The 14,880-nt window shown below is 41.9% G+C and carries 13 protein-coding genes; 2 read left to right on the forward strand and 11 right to left on the reverse strand.

The features are described 5' to 3' along the window. Positions 1-39: 39 nt before the first annotated feature. From deoD to C9J42_RS13315, 6 genes are all read right to left on the reverse strand, one after another. Positions 40-762 (reverse strand): purine-nucleoside phosphorylase, encoded by a 723-nt coding sequence (gene deoD / locus C9J42_RS13290; RefSeq protein WP_107207301.1) that lies wholly within the window; start codon positions 760-762, stop codon positions 40-42. Positions 763-934: 172 nt separating this feature from the next. Next, positions 935-2,155 carry a phosphopentomutase gene (locus tag C9J42_RS13295; protein WP_107246722.1) on the reverse strand — a complete coding sequence of 407 codons (1,221 nt, stop codon included), beginning with the start codon at positions 2,153-2,155 and terminating at the stop codon, positions 935-937. A gap of 10 nt (positions 2,156-2,165) precedes the next feature. Continuing rightward, entirely contained in the window at positions 2,166-3,497 is a 1,332-nt protein-coding gene (gene deoA, locus C9J42_RS13300; RefSeq protein WP_107246723.1) for a thymidine phosphorylase, read from the reverse strand. 211 nt (positions 3,498-3,708) lie between these two features. Next, entirely contained in the window at positions 3,709-4,485 is a 777-nt protein-coding gene (gene deoC / locus C9J42_RS13305; RefSeq protein WP_107207298.1) for a deoxyribose-phosphate aldolase, read from the reverse strand. A gap of 588 nt (positions 4,486-5,073) precedes the next feature. Further along, positions 5,074-6,363, reverse strand: a complete 1,290-nt coding sequence (locus C9J42_RS13310; RefSeq protein WP_107207297.1) for a NupC/NupG family nucleoside CNT transporter — start codon at positions 6,361-6,363, stop codon at positions 5,074-5,076. A 221-nt stretch (positions 6,364-6,584) separates the two neighbouring features. Next, the gene (locus C9J42_RS13315; protein ID WP_107260488.1) at positions 6,585-7,367 is read right to left on the reverse strand and encodes a TatD family hydrolase; all 783 of its coding nucleotides are present in this window, start codon (positions 7,365-7,367) and stop codon (positions 6,585-6,587) included. Positions 7,368-7,583: 216 nt separating this feature from the next. Here C9J42_RS13315 and prfC point away from each other — a divergent pair, with 216 nt between their 5' ends. Then, positions 7,584-9,173, forward strand: a complete 1,590-nt coding sequence (gene prfC / locus C9J42_RS13320) for a peptide chain release factor 3 (RefSeq protein ID WP_107207295.1) — start codon at positions 7,584-7,586, stop codon at positions 9,171-9,173. A 74-nt stretch (positions 9,174-9,247) separates the two neighbouring features. Here prfC and rimI read toward each other — a convergent pair whose 3' ends face one another. The 5 genes from rimI to C9J42_RS13345 form a co-directional block, all read right to left on the reverse strand. Then, on the reverse strand, positions 9,248-9,703 hold the full coding sequence (gene rimI, locus C9J42_RS13325) for a ribosomal protein S18-alanine N-acetyltransferase (RefSeq protein WP_107207294.1): 456 nt from the start codon (positions 9,701-9,703) through the stop codon (positions 9,248-9,250). Continuing rightward, entirely contained in the window at positions 9,693-10,094 is a 402-nt protein-coding gene (locus tag C9J42_RS13330) for a DNA polymerase III subunit psi (protein WP_107207293.1), read from the reverse strand. The genes rimI and C9J42_RS13330 overlap by 11 nt, the downstream gene beginning before the upstream one ends. Positions 10,095-10,264: 170 nt before the next feature. Continuing rightward, positions 10,265-11,362, reverse strand: a complete 1,098-nt coding sequence (locus C9J42_RS13335; RefSeq protein WP_107302072.1) for a glycerol dehydrogenase — start codon at positions 11,360-11,362, stop codon at positions 10,265-10,267. A 187-nt stretch (positions 11,363-11,549) separates the two neighbouring features. Further along, positions 11,550-12,053, reverse strand: a complete 504-nt coding sequence (locus C9J42_RS13340) for a GNAT family N-acetyltransferase (protein WP_107207291.1) — start codon at positions 12,051-12,053, stop codon at positions 11,550-11,552. Further along, positions 12,043-12,564, reverse strand: coding sequence for an SCP2 domain-containing protein (locus tag C9J42_RS13345; RefSeq protein ID WP_107207290.1), 522 nt, complete (start codon positions 12,562-12,564; stop codon positions 12,043-12,045). Before C9J42_RS13345 ends, C9J42_RS13340 begins: the two co-directional genes overlap by 11 nt. A 227-nt stretch (positions 12,565-12,791) precedes the next feature. Here C9J42_RS13345 and C9J42_RS13350 point away from each other — a divergent pair, with 227 nt between their 5' ends. After that, positions 12,792-14,825, forward strand: coding sequence for an EAL domain-containing protein (locus tag C9J42_RS13350; RefSeq protein WP_199187067.1), 2,034 nt, complete (start codon positions 12,792-12,794; stop codon positions 14,823-14,825). The last annotated feature ends 55 nt before the right edge of the window (positions 14,826-14,880 follow it).

The raw sequence follows: 14,880 nt of genomic DNA on the forward strand, positions 1-14,880 counted from the left end.
GCTCGCTGTTTCCGTTTTTTTGTGCGCAATCAGTAAAGATTATGCTTCTGCATCACCTAGGATCACAGAATCTAACGCGATTTCAATCATCTCGTTGAATGTTAATTGACGCTCTTCCGATGTTGTTGCTTCGCCACGTAGGATGTGATCAGAAACAGTACAGATAGTTAATGCTTTAGCACCAAACTCAGCTGCAACACCATAGATACCAGCCGCTTCCATCTCAACACCAACGATGCCGTACTTATCCATTGTTTTGAAGAATTCAAAATCAGGATTGTAGAACAGATCAGCAGAGAAGATATTACCCACTTTAACTGGGATACCTTTCGCTTTTGCTGCATCTACCGCATTTTGTACCATGCCGAAATCAGCAATCGCTGCAAAGTCATGACCGCCAAAACGAATACGGTTTACTTTAGAATCTGTTGATGCGCCCATACCGATAACAACATCACGTAACTTAACGTCATCACGTACAGCACCACAACTACCCACACGAATGATTTTCTTCACACCAAAATCTTTAATTAATTCTGTTGCGTAGATAGAACATGATGGAATACCCATACCATGGCCCATAACTGAGATCGTGCGACCTTTGTATGTGCCCGTGAAGCCTAACATACTACGTACGTTACATACTTCTTTTGCATCATCTAGGAAAGTTTCAGCGATGTATTTAGCACGTAGCGGATCGCCCGGCATTAAAACGACATCTGCAAAATCACCCATTTCAGCATTAATATGTGGAGTAGCCATAGTTGTATCCTTTTCCTAATTTTAGTTAGCTGTCAGTGTTGAAAATTAATCACTAACGTTTAGCTAAACATGCTGTGATTGCCCGACATTATAAAGTGGAAAATGCTGAACAATCATGTCTTTTAAAGAATAAATAAGGGTAAATAAGATTTACCCTTATTTTAAATTTTAGTTATAGAAACGACTTACCGTATTCCATATCTGTTGTACCGAAGTACTCAGCTAGGCTCTGACCAATATCAGCAAAGCTTTCACGTAAACCTAATGAGCCCGGCTTAATCTTAGGTCCTGAAACAAGTACAGGAATATGCTCACGTGTATGATCAGTACCAGGCCATGTTGGATCACAACCATGATCGGCGGTAATGATCAGTACATCGTCACCTTGAAGTAACGCTAAAATCTCAGGAAGACGGCGATCGAAATACTCAAGCGCAGCCGCATAACCCGCAACATTACGACGGTGACCGTAGGCTGAATCAAAATCAACAAAGTTGGTAAATATAATAGTGTTGTCACCCGCTTGTTTCATTTGTTCAAGTGTTGCATCAAATAAAGCAGGAATACCTGTCGCTTTTACTTTGCTTGAAATACCACAGCCGGCATAGATATCAGAAATTTTACCAATCGATACCACTTCACCTTGTTTTTCATCAACAAGCTTTTGCAAGATCGTTGCTGCTGGCGGCTCAAGCGACAAGTCACGGCGATTCCCTGTACGCTCAAATTGACCTTTACCCGCACCGATAAATGGACGCGCGATAACACGACCAATGTTGTAATCTTCTAGCTCTTCACGCGCAATTTGGCAAAGCTCTAATAAACGCTCTAAACCGAATGTTTCTTCATGACACGCAATTTGGAATACTGAGTCAGCAGACGTATAGAAGATAGGCATCCCTGTCTTCATGTGCTCTTCACCCAAATCATCAAGCACTTGTGTACCTGATGCATGGCAGTTACCTAAGAAACTATCTAAACCTGCACGAGCAAGAATACGATCGGTCAGTTCTTTAGGAAAACTGTTTTCTTTATCGCTAAAGTAACCCCATTCAAACAATACGGGTACACCGGCAATTTCCCAGTGACCAGACGGTGTGTCCTTACCAGAAGAAAGTTCTTGCGCATGGCCATAAGCACCAGTGATCTCGGAATTTGGATCCATGCCTTCAGGGAAGCTACCGCATGATTCTTCACACGCTTTCGCTAAACCAAGTTTAGTTAAATTAGGTAAGTGTAATGGACCGTTGCGATCGCCATTATTGGCTTCGCCACGCGCACACGCCTGTGCTATATGGCCTAAGGTATTTGCACCTACATCACCAAATTTATCAGCGTCTGCAGAGGCACCAATACCAAAAGAATCTAGCACTAAAATAATTGAACGTTTCATCGTTACTCCATTACACATCTTGTTTGGTGATACGTCGGTAAACTTCAGGTGTCGCTTCAGGTTTGTTCTCATTCACCGTAATATTACTGCGAATCGCTTTCGCTGCTTCTTCCCATTGCGCTTCAGTACGAGCATGTACCATTGCAAGAGGGGTATCAGCGTAAACTTCATCACCTAAACGGATCATGTCGCTAAAACCAACCGCATAGTCAATATTATCGCTAGCAACACGACGACCACCGCCCATACCAACAACCGCCATACCTAAGCCACGCGTATCCATAGCATGAGCAAAACCTGTTGTTTCAGCAAATACTGGTTTTACAATCTCAGTTTTCTCTAAATAGTTGTCATAATTCTCGATAAAATCAGTAGGGCCACCTAAGCCTGCTACCATTTTACCAAACCGCTCAGCGGCTTGACCGTTGTCTAATACGGCCTGTAGTTTTACACGCGCTTGTTGGGTATCAGCTGCTAATTTACTGATCACTAACATTTCAGCACACAGTGCCATGGTGACTTCAAACAAACGAGAGTTACGGTATTCACCAGTTAGAAACTGGACCGCTTCACGCACTTCAACTGCGTTACCCGCGCTTGATGCTAATACTTGGTTCATGTCGGTTAGCAATGCAGATGTACATGTACCCGCACCATTTGCCACTGCTACAATTGATTTCGCAAGCTCTTCAGAGGCTTGGTACGTTGGCATGAAAGCACCAGAGCCTACTTTCACATCCATGACGAGGTAATCTAAGCCCGCCGCCAATTTCTTCGATAAAATAGAAGCGGTAATAAGTGAGATATTATCAACCGTCGCGGTTACATCACGAGTTGCGTACACACGTTTATCCGCTGGTGCTAAATCACCGGTCTGACCAATAATTGCCACACCGGCTTCTTTGGTTACTTTACCGAAAACGTCATTGGTTGGTGTGATGTTATAACCAGGGATAGCTTCTAACTTATCTAATGTCCCCCCCGTATGACCTAAGCCACGACCAGAGATCATCGGTACATAACCACCACATGCTGCCACCATTGCACCTAGCATCAGTGAAGTAACATCACCGACACCGCCAGTTGAGTGCTTATCAACAATAGGACCATCAAAGTGCATGTATCCCCAATCAATCACCATGCCTGAATCACGCATCGCACAAGTTAAGGCAACGCGCTCATCCATCGTCATATCATTAAAATAAATCGCCATTGCAAATGCGGCGATTTGGCCTTCAGAGACGGTGTCTTTCGCTACACCTTGAATGAAAAAGTTAATTTCATCGGCGCTTAATTCAATATTGTCACGCTTTTTACGAATGATTTCTTGAGGTAAGTACATGCTGTTCCTCTTACTTTTAATTCAGCGAAGTAGGGTCACCAATGCTTAAATTGTGTTTTATTTTGCTTTATTTCTAAATTTTAGGTGCAAAAAAGGCAACAACCGCGAAAATGCAGTGCTGGAAAAAGCCAATTCAAGAATTAGTACGGCATTTATAATGCCGACAAAGAGTTAAAACAAGGTGGCACATCACCACCTTGTTTACAAAGGATTAGTAGCCGCCTTGCGCCGCTTCTTCACCTTCACCTAGTGTGTGTAACAAATTAGCAAGTAAGCTCGATGCACCAAAACGGTAGTGACGGCTATCAGCCCACTCTGCACCAAGAATATCATCAGCCATTGCTAGGTATTGCTGTGCATCTTCAGCAGTACGAACACCACCAGCAGGCTTAAAGCCAACAGTTTTAGCAACGCCCATATCTTTGATCACGTTAAGCATGATTTGTGCGTATTCTGGTGTTGCATTAACAGGCACTTTACCGGTTGAGGTTTTAATAAAATCAGCACCAGCTTTAATTGAGATTTCAGATGCTTGCTTAATTAGCGCTTCAGTTTTTAGCTCACCCGTTTCGATAATGACTTTAAGCAGTACGTTATCACCACATGCCGCTTTACATTGCTTCACAAGTTCAAAGCCAACCTCTGCATTACCCGCCATAAGTGCGCGGTATGGGAATACTACGTCTACTTCGTCAGCACCGTAAGCCACTGCCGCTTTGGTTTCTGCAACAGCAATCTCGATATCATCATTACCATGTGGGAAGTTCGTTACCGTTGCAATACGTACATCTGGCGTACCTTGCTCACGTAGTTGCTTTTTCGCTACTGGGATAAAGCGAGGGTAAATACACACTGCTGCAGTATTACCAACCACTGTTTTTGCATTCTTACAAAGCTCGATCACTTTTGCGTCAGTGTCGTCGTCATTCAGTGTTGTTAAATCCATTAATTTAAGTGCACGTAGTGCAGCAGTTTTTAAATCGCTCATGACTATCTCCAGTCGTAATATTACATTTAAAGCGCTTAGCTATAAGGCTCTAAATATCAGTATAAACGAAGGTAAAGCGCTAATGATTATTCATTAGGCTACCGAATGCAGTAAGAACTACTGCAACAAATGAGCGGACTTGATTCCTTGAAGTTTTAGTAAGTGAATACTTACCAAATGACTTATCCCTATTCCCGCGCAAGAGCCGAACAACTCGCCTGCTCTTACAAATCGCTGTATTTGTTAGGCTCAATAATAGCAAGACCGCCGTCTTAAGCCTATCAAACTTATGTTTCCACCAGTGGATAATGTGTTTACTAAAATAGAGAATCAGAAACAGTTAATGAGCACTTCTGACGTCACTATTTACTGCTGAGTCTGATACTACCTGTCTCAACACACTTATAATCTTTAGCATAAGAATAGCAGAGTGGAATATAAGAAAAGGGAACGCAATCGATTTTATGAAGTTAATTTAGAACAATAGCCATAATGTTTACTTTTCCTGTTGATAACCAAAAGTATCAGGCATAAAAAAACGCCCCAATTTTCATTGAGGCGTTCTTCTTTATTCAGTTATCTCTGCAATTACATTGCTAAAGAGATAAACAGACCAGCAATCGTTGCAGACATTAGGTTAGATAATGTACCTGCTGCTACTGCCTTCATACCAAAGCGAGCAATCTCTGCACGGCGACTTGGAGCAAGGCCACCTAGACCACCAAGTAGGATTGCAACCGATGATAGGTTTGCGAAACCACATAGTGCGAATGAGATGATAGCTTTCGTCTTCTCAGTCATTGCAACACCTGTTTGTGCTACAACCATACCGCCATCTGCCACGTCTTTTAAGTACGGTGCAAAGTTTAAGTAAGCCACGAATTCGTTAACAACAATCTTCTGACCAATGAATGAACCCGCCACTTGTGCTTCACCCCATGGCACACCAATTAGGTACGCAAGTGGTGCGAAAATGTAACCTAGGATAAGTTCTAGTGTCAGCTGAGGCATACCAAACCAACCACCAATGCCACCTAGCATACCGTTGATTAGTGCGATTAGACCGATGAATGCTAGTAGCATCGCACCTACGTTTAGCGCAAGCTGCATACCTGATGATGCACCTGCCGCTGCTGCGTCAATAACGTTAGCTGGTTTTTCAACGCCTTCTTCGTCGACACCGGCAATCTGCTCTACAGGCTGCTCTGTTTCTGGCTTGATGATTTTAGCAAACAATAAACCACCAGGGGCTGCCATGAATGATGCTGCAATTAGGTACTCTAGAGGAACACCCATTGATGCGTAACCTGCAAGTACACCACCAGCAACTGACGCCAAACCACCACACATTACTGCAAATAGCTCAGACTGAGTCATTTTAGGAATGAATGGACGAACAACTAGTGGCGCTTCTGTTTGACCAACAAAAATGTTTGCTGTCGCTGACATAGATTCAGCGTGAGAAGTACCCAATACTTTACGTAGACCACCACCAAGGATGTTGATAACAATTTGCATCACACCTAGGTAGTAAAGAACACTGATCAACGCGGAAAAGAAAACAATAACAGGAAGAACGCGTAGTGCGAATACGAAGCCGCCACCACCGAACACTTCAAACATTTTGTCCGATGTTAGACCGCCAAATAGGAAATTGATACCGTCATTACCATAAGCAATAACATTAGCAACTGCCTGAGACATGCCATATAGCACATCACGACCAACTGGTACATAAAGAACGAATGCACCTAATAAAAATTGGATAGCGAACGCGCCTCCAACAGTACGTAGATTAATTGCTTTACGGTTGTCTGATAGTAGTACCGCAATAAGTAGCAGTACAACCATCCCAACCAGGCTCATAAACATGCTCATGGTTTATGTATATCCTATTAAGTTAAGTTTGGCGTCTCGACAATTCGGCTCTATTAAGAGTCGGGCGCATTATACCCATCGATGCGCGGACAAAGTAATGCTAAGTTCACAATTTTGATGCCACAATCATGAAAGAGTTAATCGATACGTGAACACCATCACAAAAAGTTCACCCATGAAACGCAAACGTTTTACGCAATCGTTTACCTTTTGCACCAAGATCACGATGGGATTTTGAAAAGTTCATGTGCCGTTAAGGTTGTCGCTTCAGTGACAGACTCGATACTTATCCCTTTAAGAGACGCAACAGTATTCATTACATAAGCGATTCTTTCCGGTCTGTTCGGCTGACCTTGGAAACCACAGACGGGCATATCTGGCGCATCGGTTTCTAACACAATCTCAGAGAGAGGTAATTTCGCGATAGTCTCTCGCGTTTTTTTCGCACGCTCATAGGTGATAGTACCGCCAACACCAATTTTTAAGCCTAGATCTATTAATTGAACTGCTTGCTGATAACTGCCACTAAACCCATGATAGACCCCACCTTGAGATGGCGTATCTGCTCTTATGGCTCGCACTAATTCAGGAAAGGCTTTGCGGCAATGCAAAATAATTGGCAGTCGATAGATATTCGCTAACTGTAATTGTGCTTGTAACCATGTTTGTTGTAATTCTCTATCAAGGGTTTCAATGGCAAAATCTAATCCACATTCACCTACGGCAACACATTTTGAATATGGTTGTTGAAGTGCTTCCTTCAACTCAAAATGTAAACGCTGACAAACATCACTCGTATGCTCAGCACTAAAGAAAGGATGAATACCTAAACCGTAATAAAGTGCGGGATAGCGCTGACATAACAGCTGTACTTTAGCCCAATTCGATTGCCCTACCGTTGGGATCACTATCTGGTTCACCCCTCCCTCTTGCGCCAATGCCAATGCTCGCTTTGGGTCATCATTAAAGGGGGGGAAATCAAAATGGCAGTGGGTATCTATCATAAATATTCCTGTAGTAACTAATACGTAAATAGTGATGATTCAATATAATCTTAATATTATTTCTAACTACCCTTAATGATTCTTATACACCTAGATTGAGTCTCGCGCTAAAATCAGCGACAATAAGCAGTAACTCACTCCATTCATTCTGTTCTGTTGCTTTGCTTGATGTAATACGGCAGCAACGGAGTACTTTTATTAAAAAAGAACACGCTAATGTCGCAAACTCAGTTTCAGGGCGAAGTATCAAAACGTCGTACTTTCGCTATCATCTCTCACCCCGATGCGGGTAAGACCACCATTACTGAAAAAGTACTGTTATTCGGAAACGCTATCCAAAAAGCCGGTACAGTAAAAGGCCGTGGTTCAAACCAACACGCCAAATCAGACTGGATGGAGATGGAAAAAGAACGTGGTATCTCGGTAACTACATCTGTAATGCAGTTCCCATATAACGAGTGCCTAGTAAACCTTCTTGATACTCCAGGACACGAAGACTTCTCTGAAGATACTTACCGTACCCTAACCGCTGTTGACTCATGTTTAATGGTTATCGATGCGGCAAAAGGTGTCGAGGATCGTACTCGTAAGTTAATGGAAGTGACGCGTCTACGTGATACACCGATTGTTACTTTCATGAACAAATTGGACCGTGATATTCGTGATCCAATGGAGCTTCTTGATGAAGTAGAAAATGAATTAGGTATGGCTTGTGCCCCTATTTCATGGCCTATCGGTTGTGGTAAAGAATTCAAAGGTGTTTACCATATCCACCGTGATGAAACGATCTTATACAGCACAGGTCAAGGCCACACAATTCAAGAGCAACGCATCATTAAAGGATTGGAAAATTCTGATCTTGATGAAGCTGTTGGTACAGAGCTTGCGGAACAACTTCGTGAAGAGCTAGAGCTTGTAATGGGCGCATCAAATGAATTTGATGAAGAGCTATTTTTAGCTGGTGAACTAACACCAGTATTTTTCGGTACCGCACTGGGTAACTTTGGTGTTGATCACATGCTTGATGGCTTAACGGCATGGGCACCTGCACCACTTTCTCGCCAAGCGAATGAGCGTGAAGTTGAAGCAACAGAAGAGAAGTTTTCTGGCTTCGTATTTAAGATCCAAGCAAACATGGATCCTAAACACCGTGACCGTATTGCCTTTATGCGTATTGTATCGGGTACTTACACCCAAGGTATGAAGATGAACCATGTTCGTACTGGCAAAAATGTAAGTATTTCTGATGCGGTAACATTTATGGCAGGTGATCGTTCTCGCGCAGAAACGGCTTATGCTGGTGATATTATCGGCCTACATAACCACGGTACGATTCAAATTGGTGATACCTTCACTCAAGGTGAAAGCCTGAAGTTCGCAGGTATTCCTAACTTCGCACCAGAATTATTCCGTCGTATTCGTCTTAAAGATCCACTAAAGCAAAAGCAGCTATTAAAAGGTCTGGTACAGCTTTCAGAAGAAGGTGCGGTACAGGTATTCCGCCCACTGCAAAACAACGATTTGATCGTTGGTGCGGTTGGTGTACTTCAGTTTGATGTGGTTGTTGCCCGTCTTAAAGCGGAATATAACGTTGAAGCAATCTATGAAGGCGTTAATGTAGCAACTGCGCGTTGGGTTGAGTGTAATGACGTGAAAAAACTCGAAGAGTTTAAGCGTAAGAACCAATCTAACCTTGCTCTAGATGGTGGCGATAATCTCTCTTATATCGCCCCAACGATGGTTAACTTAAACCTTGCAAAAGAGCGTTTCCCTGAAGTTGATTTCCGTGCAACTCGTGAGCACTAATCACCTCAGCTAGATAGAACAAAGCCGAGCATCACGCTCGGCTTTTTTATATCACTTACTCACTGATTATTGGCCTAGCCAAAAGGCATAAACATATACGCCATGATCAAGGCATCTTCACGCCCATTTTCCGTTGGGTAGTAATCAATACGGCGGTTAGTTTCATTAAAGCCAGTTGCTTCATAAAGTTTATACGCACCGGTATTACTCTCTCGGACTTCTAACCAAATCTCTTCCGCTTGCTTGGCTTCTAACGCATCAATAAAACCATTGAGTAACACTTTGCCATATCCCTTTCGTTGATGAGCAGGATCAATAGCAATATTTAACAGTGTTCCTTCACCCGCGACTAATTGACCAAAGCAGTACCCTACTACCTGATCATCAACGACTAACACATAGTTTGCTGCAATACGATTTGGCTCTTTACGGATCATCGACTCTGCCCATGGAAAAGCATGAGCCGCTTGTTCAATACGCCAAACATCATCAACATGCTGGGTGTCTAATGGAATAATTTTATACGTCATAACTACAGATCTGTTGCCATAATGCTTTCTTCGATGAAGGATCATTATGCATTAAGTGTAAAGATACGGAATTTAATACCTGACAGCCTGTCGGGTGAGCCCCTTGGCAACCAGCAAACCAACACCATGTTAAATAATGCTCACCGACTTGTTCAACGGCTTCAAGCGGTAAACATAATGCTTGTTCTGGCGTTAGTTTCATACTGCTCAGGATCCGTCCGAAGAGCCAAGCATCATGCTCATTAAGCTCATCATTGGTTATCAGTAGTAACTTGCAATGTTCAGGTAGATCGATAACAGGGATCTCTTGATTGGGAAATATTTCAGGCTTTCTAACCTGCCAATAAGTGAGTCCCATTTCTTGTAGAACCTGAATATCACGTTGTTTCATTCCACACCTGCTATCTTTTCTATCAATCACAGCATGTCTTGAGCACGCTATGAGGAGCAATGAGCGCAGATCCTACCAAATTACGTATCGGTTGTACTCATAAAGCTTACTCAAAACAGAGATAAAAAAATACCAGCTCTAGGCCGGTATTTCTCTCACATAAAATCAACTTAGTCGTGATAACGTTGTGCTAATTCATTGGCTGCAATCACCGCTTGGTACACTTGCTCCGCACTCACAGCAACAGGCATATTACTCATTGAGCCGCTTGGTGAACAGGCAAGATCAACAATCTGACGCCAATCATCTTCAACCCATTCATTAATACCAAAATCAGCCAATGTCAGTGGTAACCCTGCCATTTTTATCACGTAAATTACATTCTCTATTTCTTCAATATCGGCTTCCTCTAGTACTAATTGTACTAATAAACCAAATGCTACTTTTTCACCATGTTGAATATAATTAAACTTCTCAAGTGATGACATGCCATTACAAATCGCATGTGCACACGCAATGCCGCCTGATTCTGCCGCCACACCGCTTAAATACACAATGGCTTCTACCATTTCTTCTAAAGCCGGTGTAACTTCCTGACGGCGAACAGCTTCCATCGCCATTTCAACGTTATCGACAATCAACTCATAACACATAAGAGCCATACCGAGTCCGGTACGTGACACACGTTTTTGTACTAGATTAAGTCCAGCAGCGTAACAACAAGCACGCGTTTCAAAAAAGGTTGCTATCGCATCACCAATACCCGCGGCAAAATATTTTTCCGGCGCTTGAGCAATAATACGAGTATCTGCTAATACCACATCAGGGTTTTGCGGCAATAACAAATAACGATCAAATTCACCGCTCTCTTTATAAATAACAGACACCGCGGTACAAGGTGCATCACTTGAGGCTATTGTTGGGAAGATCACCACTGATGCATTGCTATAATGCGCAACGGCTTTCGCCACATCCATGGTTTTACCACCACCAATACCAACAACAACATTTGAATTTTGTGTTATGGCTATCTTACGTAAACGTTCAATTTCATTATCAGTACATTCATACTGAAATTTCTCGCAATATGCCTTGATCCCCGCGAGTTCTAAACAAGGCAACGCTTCTTGTTGAACACGATCTAAAATGAAATCATCACAAATCAATAAGGCATTATTGCCAAAGTCTTTTATAAAAACATCAAGTTGAGAAAGTAAATCTTGACCAATAATGAATTTTTTTGGCGATGTGATGCTGCGAGGGATCATCGGTGACAGTCCTAATTATATTTATATAAATAACAAACTATCACGATGTAGTAATTAGCTATATGTAGAAATTAGATATCTTACTTCTCAATACTAATGATTTTTCAATATAAAAAGCACAGCGTAGTATCGCTGTGCTTTCATTGTCAGACATTAAAGCATTAATCAATAAATACGTACGATGTATTTATTGTGCGTTGAATTCGTTACAGTATTCAACTTTACCTTGATATTGTGCGACGGATTCAGGAAAAACTTCATAAACCATAAACGTATTTTCTGTATCAGGCAAAGTAGCAGTAAGCTGATGATCAACAGCTTTTGTAAAACCCGCTTTTTCATAATATTCAGAATTTCCCACCGCCACTATAACGGGATAATCAAAATCAGCGAGTACACTTTTTGCTTCTTCAAGCAACGTCAAACCAATTCCCTGATTTTGGTAATCATCACGAACCGCTAAAGGCGCTAGGCCTTGCCAATTGGTGTCAACACCATCAACCGTTACAGGGCTAAAAAAGGCATAACCCACCACTTCACCTTCATCATTACACGCCACCAGCGATAGGGTTCGATTTCCATTTTCGCGTAACGCCATAACAAGTTTAGCTTCAGCATCAGTGGGAAATACGGCTTTTAATAGCGTATCAATCGTTAAGATATCAGCGGGAGCTTCGGATCTAATGAGCATTTAAGGCCTCTTGGGCAGCACTGCGATCATGCATACCTTGATGAATGAAATCGGCAGATTGCTGCAAAATAAATTTCACAGGAGCAGGTAAAGAATCAAGATCGATACTATCCATCAAGTTTTTAACTTCTAGCCCTAACTCAGTATCCCCTTCAATTCGAAGACGACGTTGGAAGAACAGTGTATCAGGATCTTCTTTCCGTGCAGCAATAAGTACTAAATCATTACACTCACCACTGAAACTCACATCTTCTTGTTCACAAGATTCCGCTACAACTAACTTTTCATTTTCGTAACTTATAAACCACTGTAAGCCTAAATCACGCACTTCAACTTTAAGCCAACGATCTTCTAAAAACTCAAAATCACCATCCTCTAGTGCCTCTTTGAAAACCATAGCTAAGCCATCCAACATCACTTTTTTCTGAAGCGAAAAAGGTGTCAGTTTGGCCGGTACACGCAGTAATGAAGGACCATGTTGAACGAGTTGTTTTCGAAGTTGAGCAATCACTATGATTTATTCCTGTTTAAAATCGCACTTAGTCTTCGATTGTATGGCAAGAACGCTATTTCGTTTTATGCCTTGAGTCAAAAAAAATGCTTCTGTTTCAGCAAAGTTGATAATAATTTTCGCTATGTTGTACATATTCGAGTTAGAGTACATAGATAAATGAAAATACGATTGCCTACTATTCAGCAATGCACATATCCGCACAAATCATGGAGAATGGTGACGACATGCCAACAGAGCAACTAGATTATTGGTTTCCTTTGCTGACGGATAATAGCCCCTTCTTTTTTGCCATCCTTGATCGCCAACATAACTATCACTCGGTAAATAATCGCTTTAGTGAAGTTAGTGGTCTTGAGCGAGAAGAATTACTCGGCAATAACGACACCAATGTCTTCGGTCAACATTATTATCACTCCCTTAAACCTTACTATGAACGTGCATTTAACGGCGAAAGTATTGAGGCAGAAGTCGTGCTTAACGATAGCCGACATGAATCAAGTTTACACTTTAGTCTTGCTCCATTATTAGATAGCAACGGCACCGTACAACATATTATTCTACATTCCATTGATACCTCTGAACGCCAGATCCTGATCCATTCATTAGAAGAGACAGAACACCAGTTAACACAATTGAATAACTTGATCACTGAAGGCATTTGTTTAGTTGAAAATAACATTATTATTAATGCGAATGAACAAGCCGCGATCCAACTTGGTTGTCATTCAAAAAAAGAACTACTGGGTCGCCCACTGGATCAACTACTGCACGATAATCAGAAACAACCTTGCACCAGTCATCGCTTAAAAAATAATGATAATAAAGAAACTATCACCTACTTCCCGATTATTCATAACGAACAGACTAAGCCTTTAAAGCTGACCATCTCTCCTGTGAAACAAATGGGGACTGAAGCGTTACTGGTGAAACTCGAAACAATTCAAGAAAAAGACAATAAGCGCCAACAAGGACAAATTGAACAACTAGTACAAATGGATCCATTAACTGGTTTGCTCAATCGTCACGGCTTTACTCGTCAATTAGACCAACTGATGAAAGCAGAAACGCCTGTCGTGATGCTCTATATTGATATTGATAACTTTAAAAATATCAATGATTCACTCGGTCACCACATTGGCGATAAAGTGCTGCAAGAAATTGCACAACGCTTACGTCGATTACTACCTGAAACCGCAATTTTGGGCTATTTAAGCGGTGATGAGTTTGCGATCCTATTACCAAACCCTGAGCATGAACGCACTGGCGAGATTATCTCAGAGCAAATCATAGCGCTGGTTAATCAACCGTTTGAGCTGCGTCACTTTAGAAAGCACTTAGCCTGCTCAATTGGAATGGTCACCTCCCCGGGGCATGGTAATGATGCACGCATGATGCTACAAAATGCCGATACCGCCATGTATGAAGCAAAACATCGAGGTCGAAATCGCTTAGTTGAATTTAATGATGCGATGAGCAAAGAAGCACGAATGCGTTTATGGCTGGAAATAGAGCTACAAAAAGCGCTGCAAAATAATGGCCTCGAAGTTTGGTATCAACCAAAAGTTAATGCCCGTGACTTTGCGATTGACGGCGCAGAAGCGTTAGTACGTTGGAAACACCCTGTCGAAGGCTATATTAGCCCTGCCCAATTTATTCCTGTCGCAGAAAGCTCTGGCTTAATTGAACAACTCGGCTGCGCAGTCATGCGTGAGGTCTTCACCACCGTCAGCCTGTGGAAAAAACGTAAATTGCTAACAGGACGAGTCGCGATTAACTTATCGCCGCAACAGTTTGGTAATTCAGGCTTAATAAACTTTGTTGATAAATTACGTTTATCAACAGATGTCAACCCTGCCGATATTACCTTTGAGCTGACAGAAAGTGCGGTAATGAGTGATGGTGAACATACCATCCAAATGCTCAATGCCATTAAGCAACTTGGCTTTGCACTGTCGATTGATGACTTTGGTACTGGGTATTCGTCACTCTCATATCTTGCGCGTTTTCCGTTAGATGAACTTAAAGTGGATCGCGCGTTTATTCAAGATATCGACACCATTCCTAAACAGGTAACCTTAATTGAAAACATCATCAACTTAGGTAAATCACTAAAAATGAGTGTGGTCGCCGAAGGGATTGAAACCCGTCAACAAGCCACACTGCTATCTAATTTAAATTGTGATTATATCCAAGGTTTCCACTTCTATCGTCCCATGCCAAAGCATGAATTAGAAGCCATTTTACTGCAAAATAAATGAGTCAAAAATACCACAAAAAAAAGGAGCAATAACGCTCCTTTTTATTAATAAAAAC

The organism is Photobacterium sp. GB-56 (assembly GCF_003026105.1).
In the GTDB taxonomy this organism is placed as follows: domain Bacteria; phylum Pseudomonadota; class Gammaproteobacteria; order Enterobacterales; family Vibrionaceae; genus Photobacterium.